At 42.6% G+C, this 22,467-nt stretch carries 19 protein-coding genes and 1 pseudogene; 6 read left to right on the top strand and 14 right to left on the bottom strand.

Annotated elements, in window-relative coordinates; all coding sequences use genetic code 11:
* Window positions 1–5: 5 nt before the first annotated feature.
* The 3 genes from OCU50_RS11090 to OCU50_RS11100 all read right to left on the bottom strand — a co-directional run bounded on the left by OCU50_RS11090 (window position 6) and on the right by OCU50_RS11100 (window position 3,768).
* Window positions 6–1,886: an ATP-dependent zinc protease family protein gene (locus tag OCU50_RS11090; protein ID WP_060468491.1), complete on the bottom strand. Its 1,881-nt coding sequence runs from the start codon at window positions 1,884–1,886 to the stop codon at window positions 6–8.
* A gap of 260 nt (window positions 1,887–2,146) precedes the next feature.
* Entirely contained in the window at window positions 2,147–2,956 is an 810-nt protein-coding gene (locus tag OCU50_RS11095; protein ID WP_060468492.1) for a M15 family metallopeptidase, read from the bottom strand.
* A gap of 83 nt (window positions 2,957–3,039) precedes the next feature.
* The gene (locus OCU50_RS11100; protein WP_060468493.1) at window positions 3,040–3,768 is read right to left on the bottom strand and encodes a DUF429 domain-containing protein; all 729 of its coding nucleotides are present in this window, start codon (window positions 3,766–3,768) and stop codon (window positions 3,040–3,042) included.
* 407 nt (window positions 3,769–4,175) lie between these two features.
* On the opposite strand from OCU50_RS11100, the gene OCU50_RS11105 reads away from it, so the two are divergent.
* From OCU50_RS11105 to OCU50_RS11115, 3 genes are all read left to right on the top strand, one after another.
* On the top strand, window positions 4,176–5,120 hold the full coding sequence (locus OCU50_RS11105) for a hypothetical protein (protein ID WP_060468494.1): 945 nt from the start codon (window positions 4,176–4,178) through the stop codon (window positions 5,118–5,120).
* A 190-nt stretch (window positions 5,121–5,310) separates the two neighbouring features.
* Complete coding sequence (locus tag OCU50_RS11110; RefSeq protein ID WP_060468495.1) at window positions 5,311–6,078, top strand: 1-acylglycerol-3-phosphate O-acyltransferase; 768 nt, start codon at window positions 5,311–5,313, stop codon at window positions 6,076–6,078.
* Window positions 6,079–6,405: 327 nt separating this feature from the next.
* Window positions 6,406–7,953, top strand: a complete 1,548-nt coding sequence (locus OCU50_RS11115) for an alanine/glycine:cation symporter family protein (RefSeq protein ID WP_060468496.1) — start codon at window positions 6,406–6,408, stop codon at window positions 7,951–7,953.
* Window positions 7,954–8,077: 124 nt separating this feature from the next.
* On the opposite strand, the gene OCU50_RS11120 is transcribed toward OCU50_RS11115, so the two are convergent.
* Window positions 8,078–8,671: an acetate uptake transporter gene (locus OCU50_RS11120; protein ID WP_060468497.1), complete on the bottom strand. Its 594-nt coding sequence runs from the start codon at window positions 8,669–8,671 to the stop codon at window positions 8,078–8,080.
* A 217-nt stretch (window positions 8,672–8,888) separates the two neighbouring features.
* Between OCU50_RS11120 and OCU50_RS11125 the strand changes: the two genes are divergently transcribed.
* Together OCU50_RS11125 and OCU50_RS11130 are read left to right on the top strand one after the other, a co-directional pair.
* A complete protein-coding gene (locus tag OCU50_RS11125) occupies window positions 8,889–9,092 on the top strand; it encodes a hypothetical protein (protein WP_060468498.1) in 204 nt (67 codons plus the stop codon).
* A gap of 221 nt (window positions 9,093–9,313) precedes the next feature.
* Window positions 9,314–10,435, top strand: coding sequence for a phosphatase PAP2 family protein (locus OCU50_RS11130; protein WP_060468499.1), 1,122 nt, complete (start codon window positions 9,314–9,316; stop codon window positions 10,433–10,435).
* On the opposite strand, the gene OCU50_RS11135 is transcribed toward OCU50_RS11130, so the two are convergent.
* Window positions 10,422–11,351: a LysR family transcriptional regulator gene (locus OCU50_RS11135; protein ID WP_060468500.1), complete on the bottom strand. Its 930-nt coding sequence runs from the start codon at window positions 11,349–11,351 to the stop codon at window positions 10,422–10,424. The genes OCU50_RS11130 and OCU50_RS11135 overlap by 14 nt on opposite strands.
* A 101-nt stretch (window positions 11,352–11,452) precedes the next feature.
* Between OCU50_RS11135 and chrA the strand changes: the two genes are divergently transcribed.
* Window positions 11,453–12,598 (top strand): chromate efflux transporter, encoded by a 1,146-nt coding sequence (gene chrA / locus OCU50_RS11140; RefSeq protein WP_060468501.1) that lies wholly within the window; start codon window positions 11,453–11,455, stop codon window positions 12,596–12,598.
* A 147-nt stretch (window positions 12,599–12,745) separates the two neighbouring features.
* On the opposite strand, the gene OCU50_RS11145 is transcribed toward chrA, so the two are convergent.
* The 9 genes and pseudogenes from OCU50_RS11145 to OCU50_RS11185 all read right to left on the bottom strand — a co-directional run bounded on the left by OCU50_RS11145 (window position 12,746) and on the right by OCU50_RS11185 (window position 22,434).
* Entirely contained in the window at window positions 12,746–13,762 is a 1,017-nt protein-coding gene (locus tag OCU50_RS11145) for a tetratricopeptide repeat protein (RefSeq protein ID WP_060468502.1), read from the bottom strand.
* Window positions 13,759–14,730 carry a type II secretion system F family protein gene (locus OCU50_RS11150; RefSeq protein WP_060468503.1) on the bottom strand — a complete coding sequence of 324 codons (972 nt, stop codon included), beginning with the start codon at window positions 14,728–14,730 and terminating at the stop codon, window positions 13,759–13,761. The genes OCU50_RS11145 and OCU50_RS11150 overlap by 4 nt, the downstream gene beginning before the upstream one ends.
* A gap of 3 nt (window positions 14,731–14,733) precedes the next feature.
* A complete protein-coding gene (locus tag OCU50_RS11155; protein ID WP_060468504.1) occupies window positions 14,734–15,699 on the bottom strand; it encodes a type II secretion system F family protein in 966 nt (321 codons plus the stop codon).
* 10 nt (window positions 15,700–15,709) lie between these two features.
* Window positions 15,710–16,996, bottom strand: a pseudogene (locus OCU50_RS11160) (TadA family conjugal transfer-associated ATPase); the annotation flags it as partial.
* A gap of 198 nt (window positions 16,997–17,194) precedes the next feature.
* Entirely contained in the window at window positions 17,195–18,409 is a 1,215-nt protein-coding gene (locus tag OCU50_RS11165) for an AAA family ATPase (protein WP_060468598.1), read from the bottom strand.
* A 211-nt stretch (window positions 18,410–18,620) separates the two neighbouring features.
* On the bottom strand, window positions 18,621–18,917 hold the full coding sequence (locus OCU50_RS11170; RefSeq protein WP_201023951.1) for a hypothetical protein: 297 nt from the start codon (window positions 18,915–18,917) through the stop codon (window positions 18,621–18,623).
* Window positions 18,880–20,334, bottom strand: a complete 1,455-nt coding sequence (locus OCU50_RS11175; RefSeq protein ID WP_060468507.1) for a type II and III secretion system protein family protein — start codon at window positions 20,332–20,334, stop codon at window positions 18,880–18,882. Before OCU50_RS11175 ends, OCU50_RS11170 begins: the two co-directional genes overlap by 38 nt.
* 8 nt (window positions 20,335–20,342) lie before the next feature.
* Window positions 20,343–21,092 (bottom strand): Flp pilus assembly protein CpaB, encoded by a 750-nt coding sequence (gene cpaB, locus OCU50_RS11180; protein WP_060468508.1) that lies wholly within the window; start codon window positions 21,090–21,092, stop codon window positions 20,343–20,345.
* Window positions 21,085–22,434 carry an ATP-binding protein gene (locus OCU50_RS11185; protein ID WP_060468509.1) on the bottom strand — a complete coding sequence of 450 codons (1,350 nt, stop codon included), beginning with the start codon at window positions 22,432–22,434 and terminating at the stop codon, window positions 21,085–21,087. Before OCU50_RS11185 ends, cpaB begins: the two co-directional genes overlap by 8 nt.
* Between the last annotated feature and the right edge of the window lie 33 nt (window positions 22,435–22,467).

Below are 22,467 nucleotides of genomic sequence, written 5' to 3' on the forward strand. Positions count from 1 at the left end.
AGGTGTTAATCCATATCACCCAGCACATAATCTTCATCGCTGCTCACTACTGCGCCGTGCTTTAAGAAGTTCTTACCTAAGATCATGCTGTATTCGAAGCGTGAACGATCTTGAAGGTTTACTCTCACCTTCTTCTCTAGGTCGCCTAACTTAACGTTCATTTCAACGACAGGGCGAATGTTCACCTTCTCACCTTTTTTGGCTTTAATACGCATTACATCAATCACTGGCTTGGTGAAGTCTTGCTTATCGCCTTGGTTGTTTTGGTAGGTAAAACTCACCATGTCTTGTCCATCTTCTTTGAATCGTTTGATGTTGACAGCATTCATTGAACTCACATCGGCACCTGTGTCTAGTTTGGCCGGGAACTTCATGCCGTTCACTTCAACGACTTCGATGTGCCCTACTTTAAACAAAGGCTCCGATTTCAAAAGGTAGTCAGACCGGGTATTCACATACACCCCATCTTTCGCCATCTTCTTGCCTAACACGAAGTAGGACTCTTTCTCGTTGCTATTAAGCACGTCGATGGCAAATTCTTGTTGGCGAACTTTGCCAGAAACCGAAAACTCACCGCTTACAACCGGGCGAGTATCTTCCCCTACTTTGAGCTTTTTACTGATTGGCTTGGTCACCTTCTGCTTTTCGCCATTGACATCAGTTAGGTAGAACTCAACAGACTCACCTTTGCCCTTGCCGATAATCTCAAAGCTGCCCACCTTTAACAGAGGTGTGTTTACTGTGAAAGAAGCCACAGCCTTGAGTGGGAAGTTGTCGATAGTAATATCTTCTTCCGGTGAGATGATCAGTGGCTCACTTTTTTTCGCGACATCGCTGAAACTCTCAGAGCCTTCAGAAAGAATATTTTCAGCGTTGGTATCAATCATGAAAAGTTCGCTAGCGGTGCTCGTTCCAAATCTCAACTGTGACTCACTGCTAGAGCGGTCGCGTAAGTACACAAGAACATCTTTGGTTGTATTCTCATCGAGTTGAACATGTACATAGACTAAAGGTCTTTTCTTACCACTCACGCTTAACATACGAACCAACGGCAATGTCACCTCTTTCTGTTTGCCGTCCTTGTCGAACATATCAAACGTCACTTCATTGTTTTTCTTGTCTACATTGATATTTTTTGCGTGCAAAATACTGTAGCGATTCTTTAAAGAGAAGGTCGCGTTCATCGCCATTCCCGAAACAGACACCACCTCTTTTCGACCTACCACCGTCGCGTTCTCTTGCTCTTGCAAATAGTCGTATCCTGCAAACACCAGCGCGTTATCCGCCAGGAAGGTTTTGCCGATCAATACAGGCGCGGAGAAGTGACTTCTGTCTGTCAGGTTAACGTCGGTTTTTAGCTCTTGGTCGGCAATGGTCAGAGACATTTTAATCGTCGGGCGAAGCAGAGGTGTGATACTGGTTCGGCTGCGGATCATGCTGACACGCTCCAATGGTGCCTCAATCAATACCATTTCTCCCGTACGTGGATTTTGAACCTTGAAAGACACCACTGCTTCATATTTCGCAAAGGTGCTGCCATCCCAATCATCGTAATCAACATCACTATTGTTCAACACATCTTCGGTTAATACCGCCATTAACTCTTTGTCTTTAAGGTTTTTATAATCAGCATGTGTGCTTTTTACATGAATGTCTTCTGCATGCATGGAAGTGGTTTCGGCACCGGTGTCGATTTTACCAATGAAAGGAACGTCTTTAAGCCCTTGAACGCTAGAGAGGTACACATTCTCAGTACGGCCTAATACCGCCTTACCATCGAGTTCGTAAGTCGGGTTTTGAGTGGTGTGTGAAGTGTCTGTAGCCAAAGAATATTGTGAAAAAAGTAGAGTGCTTAAAAGAGTTAGAGCTAAAGGTATCTTTTTCATTAGTTGGTCCGTTGTGATCAGTTCACTAATAATACTGGCGAATAGGCAAGAAGTTCCCCCACCAGCAATGGTTCTCACATAACGTTTACGCTATGAGTTTTTCAATGACAAACCGATGACTTTGCAGAGCAATACCTTATCGATTATTGACTAATGGATACCCAATAACCTTTTTAATGCCTGGTGTTATATTGAAGAAATGAATAGCTAGAAGCGAGTTTAACTTGCTAAAACACAAACGGTTCTAGATAAACATAGCACTAAAAAGTCCCGACTGTTTTCTTTGCACAGACAGCGCGAGCTTTTTCTGCTCCCTCGCCTTTATTCTTGTTAAAACATTGGCGGTAAGATTCAACGTATCGCTCAAATAGAATTTTTGCTTCAGGTAGCGGTTTAGCGAGTAGTTGGTTAACAAATCTTCTTGAACCGATCTCGAAATGCTGAGTATCGATCGGGGTATTCCAATCCCCTCCCCAGATCATAAAACCATGATGAGCAAACAGCTCGACGACATCTTCTGCCATGCCTCGGCGTTCAATGTCATCACGCGCTCGAAAGCGAGTACGGTTCACATAGTTGCTCGCAGATTGTGAAGGTTTTACCGTGATTCGTCCGTTGTTATCGATGTCTAAGAAAGGGTTTTGAACTGGGTTGATGTCTATCGCCACACCATAGGCATGCTTCGACCAGTCTCCTCCGCCAGTGATAGGCCGAGCATTAAATGCGCTGCTGTTATTGGCTTCCATCGAGGCGTTATCATCACCGTAAAACTCACGCATTAGACGCGCAGAATGCAATGGGAAGTTACGCTGTTTTAGCTCTAAAAAGATTCGCTCAACAGCAGGCGCGATCACATCAAGCACGATCATGTTGCCCTGCTGCGCTTCGCCGTTAAAGTTAATGAAATCAAAGTCCACTTTGGATAACCGCTCACAACCAACAGGCGCACCACTACTCAAGACGTTGTTCTTTTTCATCATGTCGCATTGCCATTGAGATATAGGGGCAACTTGAGCATAACTCGCTGAACTGAGCACAGTGACCAGACAACCGACAATAAAACGTTTCATATCAAATACTCAAAAATAGTAAGATTGAAAAGTAACAGTGGGTTGGAAAATAACATATGAAGCCAAGTTGAGCGCAAGCTTTGTTAGCGCGCTTTATTCCAATAGACAATCTCTCTAACTCGTCCGTTCTGATCCGTATCAGCTTCTCCACCAGCATCAGAAGACTCAGATAAGGTTGATAATTTCGGAGCGTGATAGGCAATCAACATCAGTACGAAAGCATCGTAAATATCATCTATCGCGACGTCTTTACGCTTAGTGTTTGAGATAGCTAGCGCCAAGCCCTCACACCATTGCGGGACGAGTTGCTGAATAACGAAAAGCCGTTCCTCTTTGCCTTCTTGCGTTCGTTTTGAAAACGTCAACGGTTCCCCTTTCAAAGCTGCGAACACCACTTCAGGGTGTGACTCTCGTATTAATAGATTTGGGTGAGCTTCAATGAGTTCATCAAGCTCACGAATCTTGGGCACTATTCCCCAAGTCTGTTTAGAAAATTTCTTATCAAGCTGCTGCACATTGGCATGACACGCCGCAATATAATCAGTTTGATAAACCGCCTCACGGCAAGGCACAGGAAACACAGAAGATCCCCGCTTGCTGGTAAGAAAACGCCTTGCTGCTTTGTCGCATAAACGATCTGGAGTCTGTGCATCACTAAAACCAATCGGCATATCGATTAACGTTGTTGAACCTGCAAGTTCATCGACTAACTCATCGAGCGTGTTTACCACTTTGAACGTAGGTAGCTCATTGCCAGAGACAACCCAAGCTATCCACCCCGTCTTACAGCCATCAATTCCGATGTATTTCATTGTTTTCCCAATCGTTTTTTAAAGGATGCATATTTAGAGAGTTAGCAAGACACTCTGTGCCACTCACTAATTAGCAGTCGGCTTTTTACACCTCGTACTTCTAAACCCATTGCGTCAAACACCTCTTCGAAGTCTCGACAGTGGATGGAATATTGGGTAAAGAAAGTGCCGCTTCAGAAAAGAACTGCTGTTCGAAATAAGTGGAATCGATGAGGACATATGCGCTATTGGAGTGAGGAAACTAACACCATAGTAATAGGGGCCCTACCGGATTACTAGTGGCACATATAAGTTCAGCCACCTCCATAGAAAAGTGAAACAAACCAGGTGCAAGGTAGCACTCGAACAGAGATAATTACTTTTACAATGATGAACCCAACCTCAAACATTCAACCGATAAAAGACTAATGACCCCATACTCGCATATAGACACTCCATTTAATCTTCGCCATACCTGTTGGTTTTGTGGTGAACCTTCTAATCACAGCGTTGAGTTTCCTAAAACCGATCAGCTTTTTGCCAAGGTTGAGCATGCACCGATAGCGCTGCCAGCATGTAAAGAATGCGCGAATGTTAAGTATGCGAAAGACCTGACTTCAATTTGGGCGGTGCGCGATCAGATAAAACATTCGCTCATCGATAAGTACGCTAAGCACCTGGGTATTGGTGAGAATTGGACGGAACAAGAACTTATCGATTCAGACTTTTCTGGTTCGACACTAGGCGGGTTTGGACGCAGTGCTTGGAAGATGTATCAAATAGCCAAACAACGAGTAGAGTACAAAGGCTGGCTTTTATCGGTTGATGACATCCCTCTAGAGGTATATGACGACACCAGTGGCTTTGAGTTTGAGGGGACTCGTTATGCCTCAACCACTTCATGTATCGATTATTTCACTAAAGCGACAGGGGTAGACAAAGAACTGTTAACACAACTTGTCGACATATTGTCACCTGACCGGTTCAGCTTGGCGCTTCGAATCGCCAAGCTGAACAAGAATGTCTCTAATACCAAACGCTTAGAGATCATCGAAGAGGTGTTACAGCAAGCGTCTGAACAAGAAGAGATACAGCTTGAGCAAGCCAACTCACTGTTCAACCCAAATGTCGAAGAAGTCACGATTTCAGGTTCGACAGCTCCGGTGTTCGCCATTCAATGGGCGATGGTGAATAACGTTAAAGATTTGGCCCATCTTTGCTCGCTCGAAGATGAGTATTTTGACTATTTCGAGCACTTAGGAGGGCCAGCGGCTTTCATGTCTTATAGCGGCCTACAAATGTATTTAGAGTCACGCCAAGATCCGGAATGGGTAGAAAATGAAGACCCAAATAAGAAATATTGGCAATCTTAAGCTATCGCTAGCGAACACCTGTAAGCCCACAAGGCCGTCTGCAGCCTATTGTTAGTCATTGTTTTATATGTATATCTCAAATTAGACATCTAGCGTGGTTAATTGTTGCAATTTAGTTAAATAGAGTAAAAACTCCAATTACCTTAAACGATTTAACCACTGCAGTTTTGTAGTGAGTAAGGAGTGAATTGTGCTTGCTGTTCTTCGTCTTATCATGGCTACGATATTAATTATTATTATCACCCTATTTGCTCTTGTTTACTGCATTTTTAGCCCCAAAAACCCTAAGCATGTGTACCTTTTTTGTCGTTGCTTCCATCAACTGCAAAAGATCGTAGGGGTAAAAACGGTGCAACGTGGCCTAGACAATGCGCCGACACCTGAGAAAAGTGTATATATCTCTAACCACCAGAGCGTGTTTGATTTTGTAACCGATCCTGGGATGCTAAGGCCTCGCACGGTGACATTGGGTAAGCGTGATTTGCTGTGGGTTCCTTTCTTTGGTTTATTGTATTGGATTACGGGTAATATTTTGATTAACCGTGAAGACAAGTCCAAAGCGCGCGATACTATCAAGCAAGTTGCTGAAGATATTCATCGGAGAGATCTGTCTGTTTGGGTTTACCCTGAAGGGACACGCAGTAAAGGACGGGGACTGCTGCCATTCAAAACAGGTGCTTTCCGGATGGCTATTGAGGCTGGTGTACCGATTACCCCTATGTGTACCAGCACAACTCACAATAAGATCGATCTTAATCGGCTCAATAACGGCATTGTGATCACCGAAATGCTTGAACCTATCGATGTCACTGAATACAAGCTCAGTGATGCTAAAGCGCTTGCCAATCGCTGTCATGCATTGATGGCTGAGAAAATAGCTCAGCTAGATGAAGAAGTGGCGCATTTAGAAGCACAAGCTAATCCAGATCTGGATTCAGATAACTCTTATACACCCTAGTCCTTTGTAGGTTGACGGCCCATTATTGACTCACGATCAGATTGCTCACATAGGTCGATAACCTTCCGCTATCCCCCTGCACTTTGCTTGTTTGTTTTAATCATTATTTATGCACTTAGTTAAACAAAAGCAAAAGCAACCAGTTGCACTTTAGGTTAAATAAAACGATTTACGAACTAGCACTAAGCGTTAACAAATGCCTCCTGTAACTTGCTTTATGTCACAAGAATTCTATTGCGTAGTTAAATAATTTAACACTTACATTACAAGTGAAGTATTGTGTTGTTCGAAAAACAATCATAAGTAAAACTAACAGGGAAAATACTCATGCAGTCATTCGTTGATTTTTTGAATGGAATAATCTGGAGTCCAGTACTTATCTACCTATGTTTAGGTGCTGGTTTGTTCTACTCCATCATGACTCGATTTGTACAAATCCGTCACTTCTTTGAAATGTGGCGCTTGTTACTTTCGGGTAAAAGTTCAACCAAAGGTATCTCATCTTTCCAAGCTCTAGCTGTTTCGCTATCTGGTCGTGTAGGTACAGGTAACATTGCAGGTGTTGCTGCTGCTATCGGTTTCGGTGGCCCAGGTGCGGTATTCTGGATGTGGGTTGTAGCCTTCTTTGGCGCCGCGACTGCTTTCGCAGAATCTACGCTAGCGCAAATCTATAAAGAAGAAGACGAAGGCCAGTTCCGTGGTGGCCCGGCTTACTACATCGAAAAAGCGATGGGTCAGAAGTGGTACGCATGGATCTTTGCAATCGCGACTATTTTTGCTTGTGGTATTTTACTTCCAGGTGTTCAGTCAAACAGTATCGGTAACGCTGTAGAAGCTGCATTTGGTTCAGGTGCTATGATCGAAACAGCTGTCGGTACATTCAGTTTCGCTAAAATTTTCACTGGTACTGTTGTCGCTATCATTCTTGGTTTCATCATCTTCGGTGGTGTTAAACGTATTGCGAACTTCACGCAGATCGTTGTCCCATTCATGGCATTGGCTTACATCATCATCGCGTTCGTTATCATCCTACTAAACATCGGCCAAGTTCCGGTTGTTTTCTCTATGATAGTTAGTGATGCATTCACACCTATGGCGGGCTTCGGTGCTGCAATTGGTTGGGGTGTTAAGCGTGGTGTTTACTCAAACGAAGCGGGTCAAGGTACTGGTCCTCACGCGGCTGCGGCGGCAAGTGTTGATCACCCGGCTCAGCAAGGTTTGGTTCAATCCTTCTCTATCTACATCGATACACTTCTAGTATGTTCTGCAACCGCGTTTATGATCATCATCACTGGTGCTTACAACGTTCACGGCGGTGCAGAAGGTGTATTCCTTGTTCAGAACTTAGCAGCCAACATTGGTGCGAATGGTCCTGTATTTACACAGCTTGCAATTGAAAGTGCTCTACCAGGGGTTGGTAAGCCGTTCATCGCATTTGCTCTGTTCTTCTTCGCATTTACAACGATTCTTGCTTACTACTACATCGCAGAAACGAACATTGCTTACCTACGTCGTACCATCAAAATCCCTGGCATGATGTTCGTACTTAAGCTTGTTCTTATCACTGCGGTTTTCTATGGCACAGTTAAAACAGCGAACCTTGCATGGGCAATGGGTGATGTAGGTGTGGGCTTGATGGCATGGTTAAACATCGTCGGCATTCTGATTATCTTCTTCATGTCTAAGCCTGCGCTTAAAGCACTGGCTGATTACGAAGAGCAACAGAAACAAGGCGTCACTGAGTACACGTTCAACCCTGTGAAACTAGGTATTAAAGGGGCGACTTACTGGGAAGAAAAGTACAAAAGAAAAACGGGTAAATCGCCTGAAGCCGATGCGGCAGATAGCAAGCCTGTAGAGCAGCCTTCAGCGTAAGACGTTCCAATGATGAAACGACTTTAAATAACAACGATGTTTTAGATTCTGTTTTTATTTGAAGCAAAATGCAAAAAAGGGTTAGCCATGGCTAACCCTTTTTATATTTCTAAGAAGCACTACATTATGCAGCGATTTCTTGTGTTGCCATTTGAGGTGCTTTCTTCTCACCAATAGGCAGTACTGTGCGGCCGTATTCGTTGTTGATGACTTGTGCCATTGCAAAGTAGATAGCAGAAGCGCCACAGAAGATACCCTCAAAACCAGCGATAGTGCCAATGAATTCGCTGCCAGTAAAATCACGAGCGGCAAGTAGGAAGAACAAAATAGTGAGTGAACCGAATACCACTTGCTTCGCTACTGGGTAGCATAGAGAACCGATGAACATGAAGCCTGTGAAGATACCCCAAAGTAGTAAGTACCAACCCATGAATTCAGCAGGGCTTGCTGGAAGCCCCATGTAAGGCATTACGATCAAACCAACTAGAGATAACCAAAATAGGCCATATGACGTAAATGCAGTCGTACCGAACGTATCACCACGTTTGAAACACATAGTGCCCACGATAACTTGGCTCAAACCACCGTAAAAAATACCCATTGCAAGAATCATAGAATCGATTGGGAAAAAACCTGCATTATGGATATTAAGAAGAATAGTGGTCATACCGAAACCCATTAAGCCTAATGGCGCTGGGTTAGCTAGTTTGGTCGACATTGCGAATTTACCTTATTAAAGTGGTTAATTAAAAAAAAACGATAAAAATTATCATAAAATTTTAATCTATAAACCGTACGACTAGGTAATCCAGTTATCGAAAACTAAGATTGTACAAATGATCTTATGGAGAATTGATTTTATAGTGAACATATTGATTCATTGAAATTATCAATTAATAGGATCTTTATGCGCTCGTTCCTCACTATTGTTATGAATGACGATTGAAGTAAGTGAAATCTACCGGATGAAAGCGAAGGAGAGTGGTTTAGTGATTGGGGATATTAAGTTAGGAAAAGTTTGGTGCTTTTCTGAGTTACAAAATATAAAGATAGAAGAATTCAACGTCACTCCAGAATCAAGCAGAAAAGAAAAAGCGCTAGGGGGATCTAGCGCTTTAAGACCAACTAAGTCCGTTTAGCCTGGTAGAGTTTTTATCTATACCAATAAGATATAAACCATTTTTTATACTTCGGTAAATCAAAAAGCCTATTCTCTACGACTGCTTTGAGTCGTAATCTAAGTATAGTCGGATTGTGAAAAATGGAAGGAATTATTTCGTTTATTTTTGCAATAGCAAATGAGCCTAAAGTAGAAAACCAGTCCAAATGAACTAACCTTTAATCATGATAGGAAATCTTGATGAGGGGTAACATGGATTCAGAGACGACAACCGCAAAACCCGCTCCTCACAAAGAACAATCAAACTTGTTGTTGTCTTTACTTCATGAATTCAGAAGAAACAAACTGATTTTATATTATGTTGGGTTCACGACTCCGGTAACGCTAATTGTTAATTATTTTGTGCCTCATGAAGTTCGGTACAATATATACACCTACTTAGAGATCTTAGCTACAGTCTGCTATGTCACCTTTATATTATGGGCGACGTACTACTACTGCCACCTGCTATTTAATCGAGAAAAAAGACCCACCAAACAATTTATCCAGAAAATAAAAACACTGTTATTTCCTGTATCAAAACCGATCTATTTTGTTTTGTTAATGCTCGTGTTAAACATCTCATTCTCAAGCTATACCTTTTTAAAATCGGTCATTCCTTATCTCAACCCGTACTTTTTAGATCTCGACCTGTACCATTTAGATAAATGGTTACACTTCGGCGTTTCACCTTGGGAAATTACCCACTTTTTTCTGCCTAATGCGATAGCTTCACTCGCCATCAACATCTTGTATAACTTATGGTTTTTTATCATGTGGGGGATGCTACTTTACTTTGTTATTCATCGAAAAGATGACCAACTTCGTAACCAGTTTTTGCTCACATTTTTAAGTTCGTGGTTTATTATTGGAAACATTATGGCCACCCTCCTTTCATCGGCTGGCCCCGTTTATATTAGCTACTTCAATGACCAAGATTTGTATATCTCTTTGATACAAAGATTAGACATGCAGAGCGCAGAACTCACTGAGTATGGTTTGTTTTCTTTGTGGGCTCTCAGCACTCAAGATGCCTTATGGGCAAGTTATGAAGGAGGTATTGGGGATATAGGAACGGGGATATCAGCCATGCCGAGTATGCACGTAACAATATCCGTGCTGATTGCGATGGCATCATTCAGACTAAACAGAAAACTCGGTTACTTAGCTTGGATTTATGCGTTTTTTATTCAGGTTGGGTCAGTGCATTTGGCATGGCATTATGCGGTAGATGGCTATTTCGGCGCAATACTTGTTGTTGCTCTCTGGCACTTGATCGGTTACTTACTCCGAAGGAACACGCCCTCAATTACTCGGCAGTAATAACAATCTCAACCGCTTGGGTGATTACTTTTCTTAAGTGAGTGTGTTTATCGTCTAATTCTTTTCCCTTACGGTAAACAAGCTGGATATCAAAATCTGGGACATCTATCGGCGGAGCGATTGCTATCAGTGAGCTATCAACATCAGGGGCATTTCTAGCGACTAATTTAGGCACAATACACAATAGCTTTCTTCCACTAATCAATCGTTTTACTGTTAAAAAGTTACTCGATGCTATTGCCACTTTTCTTGTGTAGCCCAATTCGGCCAACTTAGTATCAACCGCCGTTTTTAGCGATCCGTTAGAAGACACTAAGGCGTGCTCCACAGAGACAAATGATTGCAGTGACATAGGCTGTTCAACATCCAAAACAGATTCATCAAGCAAGCAGACATGTTGCTCGGTGTAGAGAAGTTCAGTGCCATACAATTTAGGAGCTTCACCAAAACAGCCTATCGCAATGTCTAGCTTAGCTTCTTCAAACACCTGCTGATAATTGGTTCGATTAACGTTAAAAAATGCGACTTGAGAGCGTGGCGAAGCTTGCTTAATAAAATCGAATATCATTGGACCAAACATCTGTTCCGCGTAATCGGTAAGCCCTATTTTCCAACTGCCTTTATAACTATCAACTTCGAACCTTTTGGACAACAGAACCTCAGATTGAATAGTATTAAGCAACGCATCGACGGTGCTTGATAACTCAATGGCTCGGTCAGTCGCTTCCATCCTACTACCAACACGTTCAAACAATGGGTCATCAAACAGCTTTCGTAATCTTTGTAGGCTATGACTCATTGCAGACTGGCTAACGTAACAACGCTCCGCTGCCTTGCTTACACTGTTGGTTTTATGCAATGCCTGCAGTGCAATCAGCAGGTTAAGGTCAATACCTTTCCAGTTAAAATCAGCCATACATCCAAACCCATTTCATTAATAATTATAATTAAAATAATTAATTTGAATCATAATTCAACTCCACCTAAATTACGCTAAACCTTTATCTGGAATCGATCATGCTTTCAATTTTTAAAACTTTTTTCTTGCTTGGCTGGATTAGCTTTGGTGGGCCAGCGGCACATATAGGCTACTTCCGTAACACCTTTGTTGAGAAACTGAATTGGTTATCCGACGAAGAATACGCGCAAATTGTTGCTCTTAGTCAGTTCCTACCTGGCCCAGGTTCAAGCCAAGTTGGCTTTGCAGTTGGCTACAAGAAAGGTGGCTTGACTGGTGCTATTGCCGCCTTTGTCGGCTTCACATCCCCATCTGTCATCCTGATGCTGATATTGGCTTTAGTGAGCAATCAATTATTGGAAGCGCCACTGTTCAATTCCATCATTCACGGTTTGAAATTACTTGCGGTTGTGGTTGTGGCTGATGCAACGTTTGGCATGTATAAAAACTTTTGCCAATCGAAGGTAGCGACCGCCTTATGTGTGATTACTGCGATCGTTCTGCTGTTGGTTCCAGGGAGCTGGCCTCAAGTTTTAGTGCTTCTATTTGCAGCGATCGTTGGCAGTAAGTTCTTAACCTCGCAAAAGCTAAAGACAGTTCCATCGACATACAAAATATCCATAACACCGCTCGCTATTTTCGTAGCCCTGTTAGTTTGCCTTCCTCTGTTCAGCGCATACTCTCAAGGCATTGAAGTGTTTGGCCTGTTCTACCAAGCTGGCAGTTTGGTATTCGGTGGCGGTCACGTGGTTCTTCCTTTACTACAAAATGGTATTGGCGACCAACTATCGCAAGATGCCTTTTTAACCGGCTATGCCGCGGCACAAGCGGTCCCAGGACCTATGTTTACATTAGCCACTTACCTAGGTTATGTATTAATGCCATCAGCGCCAATTACAGGCGCACTGCTAGCAACGATTGCCGTGTTCTTACCAGGCTTCTTATTGCTATTGGGCGTACTGAAGAACTGGCAAGCAATTGCGAGCAAACCTCTGGTGGCGGGTGCACTTTCGGGAGTAAATGCGGCCGTTGTTGGTTTACTGCTTGCGGCTCTATATCAGCCCATTTTCACTAGTGCGGTGAGCAGCGGCTTAGACTTCGCTCTGATCATTGTTGGTATTTGGTTATTGAAATCCGTCAAACTATCTATCGTTGGTCTAGTTGGTGCCTTTATCGCTGCGGGTGTGGTTCTTAGCTATCTGTAATCTGGAACTATCTGACATTAAGAGCGGCCAGCGACTAAAAACCCAAACACTAGTTCGTTAACAAACCATTCGCCCCTGCAAGGAGCTTGTCAGGGGCTATGTACATTTATGTTATGGCTTTATAGAAGTAACTGCGATACAGCAACACTATATCGGTGTACTTGCCTTCATTTCTCTTACCTCTGCCAACGCTCGATTTAGGTTCTCATTAGCGATCTTGTAATAAGAAGGCTTTTTGTCTATGGCTTGTTGAAGGTAAGGGATCGCTTCATCAGGTCGCCCTTGAATAATTAAAAAGTAGCCGACATTGTTCAAAGCTTCAGGCGCATCCATATGACGCATGAACACGTTTATTGCCTTTTTCACATCACCTGATGCCAAATAGATAAGTGCAAGATTGTTCTGAGCCTTCTCATTGTTAGGTTCAATTTCTAAAGCTGAACGAGTATATTGATACGCTTCTTTGTAATTACCATACATGTAATGAGAGTAGCCCATATTCAGCAAAGCTTTGACTGAAGTCTTATCAATAGTGAGCGACTTTTTAAAATACTCTTGGGCTATCTGGTGTTTTCCATCAACATCTTCTAACACACCAATGCCCATGTAAGCCAATGCTGGAGACATGCTATCAACCTTTAAGCTAGCAACTTCACTTTGACTTAGAGCTTGGTAATTCTTAGTCGTTTCACTACTTTTCAGACGAAGTTGGTCTGCATTAACCGCCTTAAAGAAATAGCTACGACCTTCGTCTGTACGGCGCTGTTTGGTATATAAAACACCTAACTGTTCAAGTACTTCAGTATGTGCAGGGTTAAAGTCTAAAGCCGCTAGATATGCTTTCTCAGCGAGAGCGTAGTTACCTCTAGAGGTGTGAATTCGACCGATAGTAAACAACGTTTTGTCGTGAAACTCTTGTTCAGGAAAAGACAGAGATCGAATGTACTCATAGAGAGCTAAATCGACATTGTTGTCTCTAAGTGCAACATCACCTCGCATGATGGCTTCTTTTTCACTGACGGGTGGGTCGTCACTGGTTAAAGTGTCAATTGGTTTCCCCGAATACAACTCGGCATCAAACTGATTAGTTGGTTCATCAGAAGAGGCACACCCGAGAATCAATAGCGGTAATAAAAGTAAAACCATTCGATTCATTCGTATCATAAACTCGCTCCTGGAGATGTCAGTGCATCCATTACAATCATCATTCCGGGCCCAAGAGCAACGATAAAGAAGCAAGGCCAAATGAATAACAACATGGGAAATAACATTTTTGTGGGGATTTTTGCTGCGATTTCTTCCGCAGCCTGTTGGCGTTTATCTCGAAAGTCTTCGGTATAGTCACGTAGAGTTTGGGCTAGACTTCCGCCCATTCTTGATGCATGAGAGAGCAAAGACACAAGCCCTTCCAATTCACGAAGCCCAGTCCGTTCGACGAGTTGACTCAATGCATCTGGCATAGTGACACCCGCTTGGATTTTGGCAAACACAGTTTCCAGTTCGTCAGCCAATTCCGGTTGAGAAACATAGAGCTCAGAAGCCACTCTGCCAAGAGCAGCATTAAAGCCAAGTCCGGATTCCGTACAAACTACCAGAAGGTCAAGAGCATCAGGAACACCGTTTCTAATTTTTTTTTGGCGCTCCTTTTGAAATCGAAACAACATATAATTAGGCAAAAAAGTACCGACAAAAATACAAGTAATCACCAACAAGCTGTTGTAACTATTACCTATAGACAGGTAGTAAACAGCAAACGCGAACACTAGCCCGATTAAAGCAGATAAGATTTTGATTGCGTAAAAAATTGATAATGCACTTTTGTCATGGTATCCGGCATGCATTAATTTCTGAGAGTAAGTTTCGTTGTCTTTAGCATTACCGCGCCCAATTAAAGGACTCAAAGACTCTAACGTATGACTAAAATCATAAGGCTTTCTATGCTTCGCAGAGTTACCTTCAGATATCTGCTTTAACTTCTTATCTAACGGTGAGCGAGAACCAATGAAAAAAAAGCCTAAAGTAAAAGTCAGTAAAACCGTGGTCAGCAAGATCATTCCATAAAGAAAAAACTGATTGCTTAAACTGAACTCAGAGATAGCAACTTTCCATGCTTCGATATCTAATAGTTCCATAATCTAGATCTCTATATTGATTATTTTTCTTATCCACAGGGCGCCAATGGCAAGTAGAATAACCCCGATACTCACCATTGATACTCCTCTAGGATCACTATACAAAGGCTCGATGTATTCTGGGTTTACAAATTTGAGTCCAAAAAAGAGAGCAAATGGAGAAAGAGTCAGTATCCACGCAGAAAGTCGGCTCTCAGCAGAAAGAGTTCTGATTTTTCTTTCTAATTTAAAGCGGGCTCTTAATACTTCAGACACTTTTTGTAGATTTTCAGAAAGGTTCCCCCCGGTTTCTTTCTGTAGCATTACCGCGCTTGAAAAAGCCAACATAGAAACCGTCGGTATTCTTTCTGACATTTGTAAAATAGCGAGCCTTAAGTCATAGCCATAATTAAGTAAGTTATAAGTATTTTTGAACTCGCCCCCAATAGGCTCCGGCATCTCTTCACCAACTTCATTGAAAGACTGAACTAATGGCTGACCCGCCTGCAGAGCCCGACGAATGATATCCAAAGCATCAGGAAGCTGCTCTTCAAATCGTGCAATTCTGTATGTAACTCTATTTTGTACAAACAGATAAGCCAATACCCAAGCAAAAACAAAAAGAGCGACACAAATAAACCACACTTGATTGAAAACCAAGGCGGTCAGGGCCAATAAGGTTCCGCATAAAAATACAATCAACAAGAAGCGACTCAATGTGATCTTAAGGCCTGCTAATTCAAGCATTCGTTTCAGATCTGCAAAGAAAGGAATAACAATCAACTTTCGGTCAATAGGTGATAACTCTTTGTTGTAGTGATCTTTTAAGAGCGACAAACTCTCTTCATCAATGTTTCTTTGTGTCTCTTTTAAACGACGAGATAACTCTTTGTGCTTGGCTTTTTTACCGGCTGCGGGCAACAACAATGCCTGAGAAATAAACAACACCGCGACAAATAATAGGGCCAGCGATACAGTGACGTTATCCATAATCGGCTCCTCAGCTATGAGACTCAGCAAACAGTTCAAACGGCAAGTTAAGACCACGTTTAACCAACTGGTCATGAGACTGAGGCACCACACCCGTTGCGGTGTAATAACCTAAGATGTTGCCATGCTCATCTACGCCTTGACGCTGAAAGTGAAAAATCTCAGACATAGTGATGATATCTCCTTCCATACCATTGATCTCTTGAATGCTAACCATACGACGCTTACCGTCTTCTTGCCTTTCCATTTGAACCACCAAATGAATCGCAGAAGCAATCTGTGCTCGGAGGTTTTTCGTCGAAATATTCCAACCCGCCATCGAGAACATATTCTCAACACGACTTAAAGCATCGCGGGGGGTATTGGCGTGAATGGTTGCCAATGATCCATCGTGTCCAGTGTTCATCGCTGCCAACATATCTACAGCTTCACTGCCACGCACCTCACCAACAACAATCCGGTCTGGCCTCATACGCAGAGTATTTTTTACGAGCTCCCGTTGACTGATCTCCCCTTTACCTTCAAGGTTTGCAGGGCGAGTTTCTAAGCGAATAACGTGAGGTTGCTGAAGTTGAAGTTCGGCCGAATCTTCGATCGTAATAATTCGTTGGTCGCGGGGAATAAAACCAGAGAAGATGTTTAAGGTGGTGGTTTTTCCTGAACCAGTACCGCCTGAAATCAAGATGTTAAGTTCACCTTTGACAGCTGCTTCAACGAACTTAGCCATTTGTGGGGAGACTGACTTATACTCCAATAAGTTGTCCATGGTTAAGCTGTCTACTGCGAAACGTCGAATGGATACCGATGGGCCGTCTAAAGCAAGAGGAGGGATAATCGCATTTACCCGTGAACCATCGACCAGTCTAGCATCTACCATTGGAGACGCTTCATCAATTCGACGCCCCACTTGGCTGACAATACGATCTATGATGTTTCTAAGATGTCGGTCATCTAAAAATGTATAGGGCGTTTTTTCTAATTTACCGCCACGCTCAACAAATACATTCTTAGGTCCGTTAACCAAAATATCAGATACCGTTTTATCGGCCAACAACGGCTCCAAAGGCCCTAAACCAAATACTTCATCTTCGATTTGCTTGATAACCCTTTTCCGACCTTCAGCACTCATGGCATGACTTTGATCGTCTGCCATTAATTGAACAATAGCTTCATGAAGATCAACCTTTGCGCGTTCTTTATCAAGGCTCGAAAGTAGCCCAAGATCGAGTGTTTCAAGCAGCTGCTTATGGAAGTAGTGTTTAATGGAAAGTTCTTGCTCTAGGATTTTCTTTGCTCCATTAACCATTGCTTCCTGTTCCTCATTAGCATTTAAGCCTTGAGCAACAGTAGATTCACTTACGCCACCCTGAGGAAAAGTTGCGGTGTTATCACTTTCTTGTTGAGAAAATTGTTCTACTTTCTTTTCAAACTCAGGGTTTACATTTTTTCGTTTAAAGAACATAACGATCCCTCATTTATGCTTAGAACAAACAGCCTATGAAAATATCTTTTTGAACCAGCCTTTTTCTTCCTGATCTGGAGGTGAAAGGATATGAGACAAATCTATGATCGATCGTGTAATCGAACTCTTCTTTTTTGACTCAACCAAAGGCTGACCTAAATTGGCGCTCTCGAGCGCTACTTTAAAATCGTTAGGCATTAAATGGATATCATGCTTTCCAACGGTTTGTTCTATGTCTGATAACTTAATGGTTTGTCGTTTTTCATAACGATTCACAATGATCTCGATTGCGTCTTGCTGTAACCCATACTCAAATTTCAAAGTTCTAACCAATCGGTTACTGTTTTTGACAGACACTAAGGTCTGCTGTGCAACAAGTAATACCTTAGTCGCAGGAGAAATAGCCGATGCGAAGATATGATCTAATCCTCGAGAGAAATCGATAATAATGTAGCGATAGAAACGACGTAATACGGGTAACAACTTTCCAATTTTCTGGGCGTGTTCATAATCATCTGCGTTGTTTTCATGCTTAAAGCTCAACACGTGTAACCCTGACGAGTGCTTGTTCACCAAGCTACCCAACGACATCTCATCCAAATCATTCGAGCTATCAATTGCATCCGAAATACTATAGCTTGGGGTGATATTCAAATATTCAGGGATTACACCAAACTGAAGGTCTATATCGAGTAAAAGGACCTCATCCGGGTGATAGGTCGCTATTTCTACGGCCGTGTTAAGCGCTAAAGTTGTCGCTCCCATTCCACCTTTGGTGTTGATAAATAGGAACACTTCTCCGTAGCTTGAGTTTTCGATTTTCTCTGCCGCCGTTTTCTTAAGCAGAGGCAGAAGACCAGAAATAGAAATATCGTGAGACAGAAAATCCGAGGCTCCAAGTCTGAGCGCTATTTTCAGCGACCCGTTGTCATTCTCATCACCAAACACAACCAAAGATAAATCATGGTCTTCTAGTTGTAGATTATAGCTTTGCAAATCCACCATTTTCTGAGCCCAACTACCACTGGCTTCGACGAAGATAAGATCGGGAGCATCAATATTCTTCACATACTCTTCCGTCATCCCAAGTAAAGAAAATGACTCGATGTGCACATTTCGACAGCGTTTAAGTTGCTGTCTCATATGAGAGTGAAAATTCTCATTGTTATAAATCAGCCATACATTCAAGTTGGTTTTAAGGCGAATTGCATCGTCTTCATTCGGTAAAATATCAATTGCTTCGCCCATATTCCCACCTGTCTTCATTGCGGACATCTTGTCCTAATATCATCGAATCCTTCCTTTTATACATAAGATCAATTTCGATGATGGCATGACTCACTGACAATGTTTGCCATTTAATCTCACTATATAAAGCTCAAAAAAACCAATTGTTCCCAAAGAGATCTTTTAAGCTGTACCTATGACTAAGTGCCATATCAACGCCTAATTACTTGCATCAATTTAACTTATCAAAGACCTGGCTACTGCTCCCAGCAAGCTCCTCATCACCTTTCCCCACATAGCTGTCGTAGCCCGCTTGCATTCGCTCCCCAGTACCATCAGGTAACACCTGCAAATTCTCTTTAGTCGCATTAGGGTTATACGTTTGCTCCATCGTCACCTTCACTACCGACTGCCCTAACGGGGCATCATTCGCGCAACCCACCAATAGAACGACGAGAAATGCCATCATTGTTCTAATCATATCTATCTCCTTATAAATCATGACCAAATGAGCCTTCACTACCACCATCATTTGGCGTAATGTCCTTTGAAGCTTTAGAATGTTCTGAACCTGATTCTGACGGCTCTGCAATGTAAGCGCTCCTACCTAACAAGTAATATTCCAAGTCATTAGGATTCACGAAAGCATCTGTCGGCAAAGTTACTTTGTTTCTATCGATAGGCTTCGCTAACCTCGGTGTCACTAAAATCACGAGTTCAGTTTCTCCAGATACGTATTCTTGGCTATTAAAAAGCTGACCTAAAATCGGCACATCCCCAATACCTGGCATCTTGTTGCTGACATCACGCACGTTCTCACTTAATAGACCCGCAATACCGATGGTTTGACCATCAGCAAGCTCTAGCGTGGAGGAAGCACTGCGACGCGTGATAGGTGGGATGAAGTACGTCGCATTCGTAGAACCGGGGTCGATAGTCAAAGAGCTGCTGTTGGCAATTTCACTCACATCTACCGCTAGGTTAAGGTTGATTTTTTGGTCGCTGAGTACCGTCGGGATGAATTTCAGCCCCACACCATATTCTTTGTACTCAATAGTAATACCATCATCGTCGGGAACCGGGATCGGAAACTCACCACCAGCTAAAAACTCAGCCTTAGAGCCACTCAATGCGGTTAGATTCGGCTCAGCTAATACCTTTGCAACCCCATTTTGTTTAGCGACATCTAAAGCGAAAGTAAACAGAGTGTTACTATCGATGAAAGACCCTAATATTCCGTAGTCAGTTGAGGTGGGAATATCAAAGATAGGCGTAGCGCCTAGCACTCCCGCAGGAACAGACGATCCCCCCCAAGAAAAATCCGAACCGCTAGTTTGGAAAAAGTGAAAATTGGCATCGAACTTTCTTACTAAGCTTCTTTGAACCTCTGCAACGGTTACCTCTAACATCACTTGTTGAGCCCCACCGATAGACATCAAATTGATGACACCGGTAGCATCGGCTTGCTCACTACCACTGTCTTTTGAGTCGTCGGCGGTTTTTCCAGAAGAATACGTTTCCGCGATTCGCATCGCCACGTTCATTTGCTGTTGGTTACTTACCTGACCACTCAACAATAAGCGATTTTGTGCACTATGCACCTCAATCGTTTCGTCAGGCAAAAATTCATACAACTTTGCTTTTAAACTATTAAGATCATGGGTAACTTCGATATTGATAGACTCGATCAACTGACCTCTTGAATCCCAAGCCATCAAATTGGTCGCTCCTAACTTTTTCCCGATTAGAAACAGTTCGTTGGATTTCAACATCACAATATCAAGAACTTCTGGGTCTCCAAGAGACACTTTGCTTGCTTTCCCAGACAACACCACATGCGTTGATTTGTGATGTGGAACGGTGACTGTTTTTCCGGTTTGCAATGCAGCAAAGCTTACGTTCGAAAAACAGATCACGCTCAAAATACACGCTAATATTATTCTCATATTTCACCTCAATCCTTGACGCGCACACTAGAAGTTTCCGTACCTTTGATAATGGTTACTCTTGGTCGAGGCACGTATCGACGAACGACTTTCTTCTCAATTTCATGAGGATTTCTCAACGCTAGCTGAATACTCCCCTTGCTTTTAGCTGTTAGTAATTTTTCAGCATCTTTGGGGGAAACCTCTAACGTCACAGCGCGTACAATAATGGGGCTGTTTTCATTGGTTTTGGCGGTTTGGTCTACCGCTAACACTTTGATATTTTTGAGGACGGTTCGAGTCGCTGCAGAATTTTTACCATAAGAAACGGTATTGAGAATATCCACTTTATTCCCCGGTAATAGGAAACCAGCCACACCAATAACGTCATCAACTCGTATTGTTACTGCGCGCTTATTCTCCGGTATTAGCGCGGCTAATGTCGATCCCTCTCCAGGCGTAGTAAACCTCATTTTATGAAGAACTTCGCCAGCATAAATGGTATTGGCGACGACCTTGCCAACAAGTTCAGAAGCATCGGAGTAATTATTGTCATTAATCCAATCCACTTCCATTAACTTGGTCGTTAAGAATGTATCCTCAATAACGGTTCCAGCTTCAATTTCTTGTGACGCAACCACAACGGGATGGCGCTCCACTGTCTCTACTTCAACCGTTGGCTGAACTTGGTTGTCCATCCACTGCTTAGCAAAAAATACGGCAGCTAAACCAAATACTACGGACAATAAAAATAGTAGGAAAACTTGACTCTTATTCATTATTTTCTCCCTCGTGTCCATCAGAGGTAAAATAGACTTCCCATGCCATGGAAAGAATATCGTAGGTAATAACAGGCGGTAGTTGCTCAAACGAAAGTATATCTTTGCTTATACCAACGAGATCTTTCGGTAAACAAGGGAAGAGTGGTATTTTGCAAAGAGAATGCATCTGAGACAAACGCTCAAAAAAACCAACTTCAAGCTCAACTCCTTTTTCAGCAACAACGCGCATCCACAAAGCTTCATAGTCACCTTGGTTAAGAGGCTTAAATTCAATTTTGTAGCCCAAGCGTCGTAGAAATGCAGGATCGCTTATTTTCTCTGGATTCAGATTAGTAGAGAAAGCAAGCGTTAACACGAATGGCATCGTGACTTGTTGACCATTAGGTAGCGAAAGGTAATCAAAGGAGTACTCCATCGGCACAATCCAGCGATTAAGCAATGTATCCACAGGCATGGGTTGACGTCCAAGGTCATCAATCACAAAGATGCCGTTGTTGGCCATCATTTGTACAGGCGCTAGCCAAACCCGACTGTTCTCAGAGTGATTGACTTCAAGCATGTTCATAGACAGCTCGCCACCCACTTGAATATTTGGCCGCTCACAATTGAGCCAACGCTTATCATATTGATCTTTAAGAGAAACTAAACTATCACTACCATTACTATCTAAAGGTTTATGGTGTTGAGTAGAGAAAACCTTGATGATATTACCAAGCGCATAAACGGCATAAGGAATAAAAACAGACGTATGTAAGGCATTCACAATACGCGTTGCCACAAATGTTTTACCCGTTCCAGCATGCCCATACAACAACAAAGCTCTCCCTGAATTAATTGCCGGTCCCAACACAGAGATCATTCTGTTGACACCATAAACATCACTCAGTGCCGCTTCGACATGTGGTCGCGTCACTAACTCAGCTCTTAGATCTTGTTGTTTTACAATGTCACTATATTGAGCAAGTGAAACAGGGACAGGTCCAAGATAAGCATCACGGGTAAAGGCGAGATCAGCTTCTTCCATGCCTTTTTCCGACAGAGAATATCGGACATGACTATGTGAAGATGACTCTAAGGATAGAGCCGAAACTGGCTGAAAAACTTCAATCAATGATTTTTTTCTAAGTACCGCAAGTCCGTTTTCAACAATATGCGTCACTACACACAAATAGTTAGAAAGCTCTAATACATCAGATTTAGGGTACGCAGATAAGTGCTTGAGCAATAAGTTTTCAATCACAACTTCAGGTATACCAAGCGATTCAATGGAAGTCGGTACCAAAGGAGCTGATATTTGAGGCTTTAAGTTGCTCGGGGAAGGAATCCCTCTCATATCCATATATCCTCTCCAACACATCGATTAGTGATTTAG

It is taken from the genome of Vibrio toranzoniae, from assembly GCF_024347655.1.
GTDB classification, from domain to species: domain Bacteria; phylum Pseudomonadota; class Gammaproteobacteria; order Enterobacterales; family Vibrionaceae; genus Vibrio; species Vibrio toranzoniae.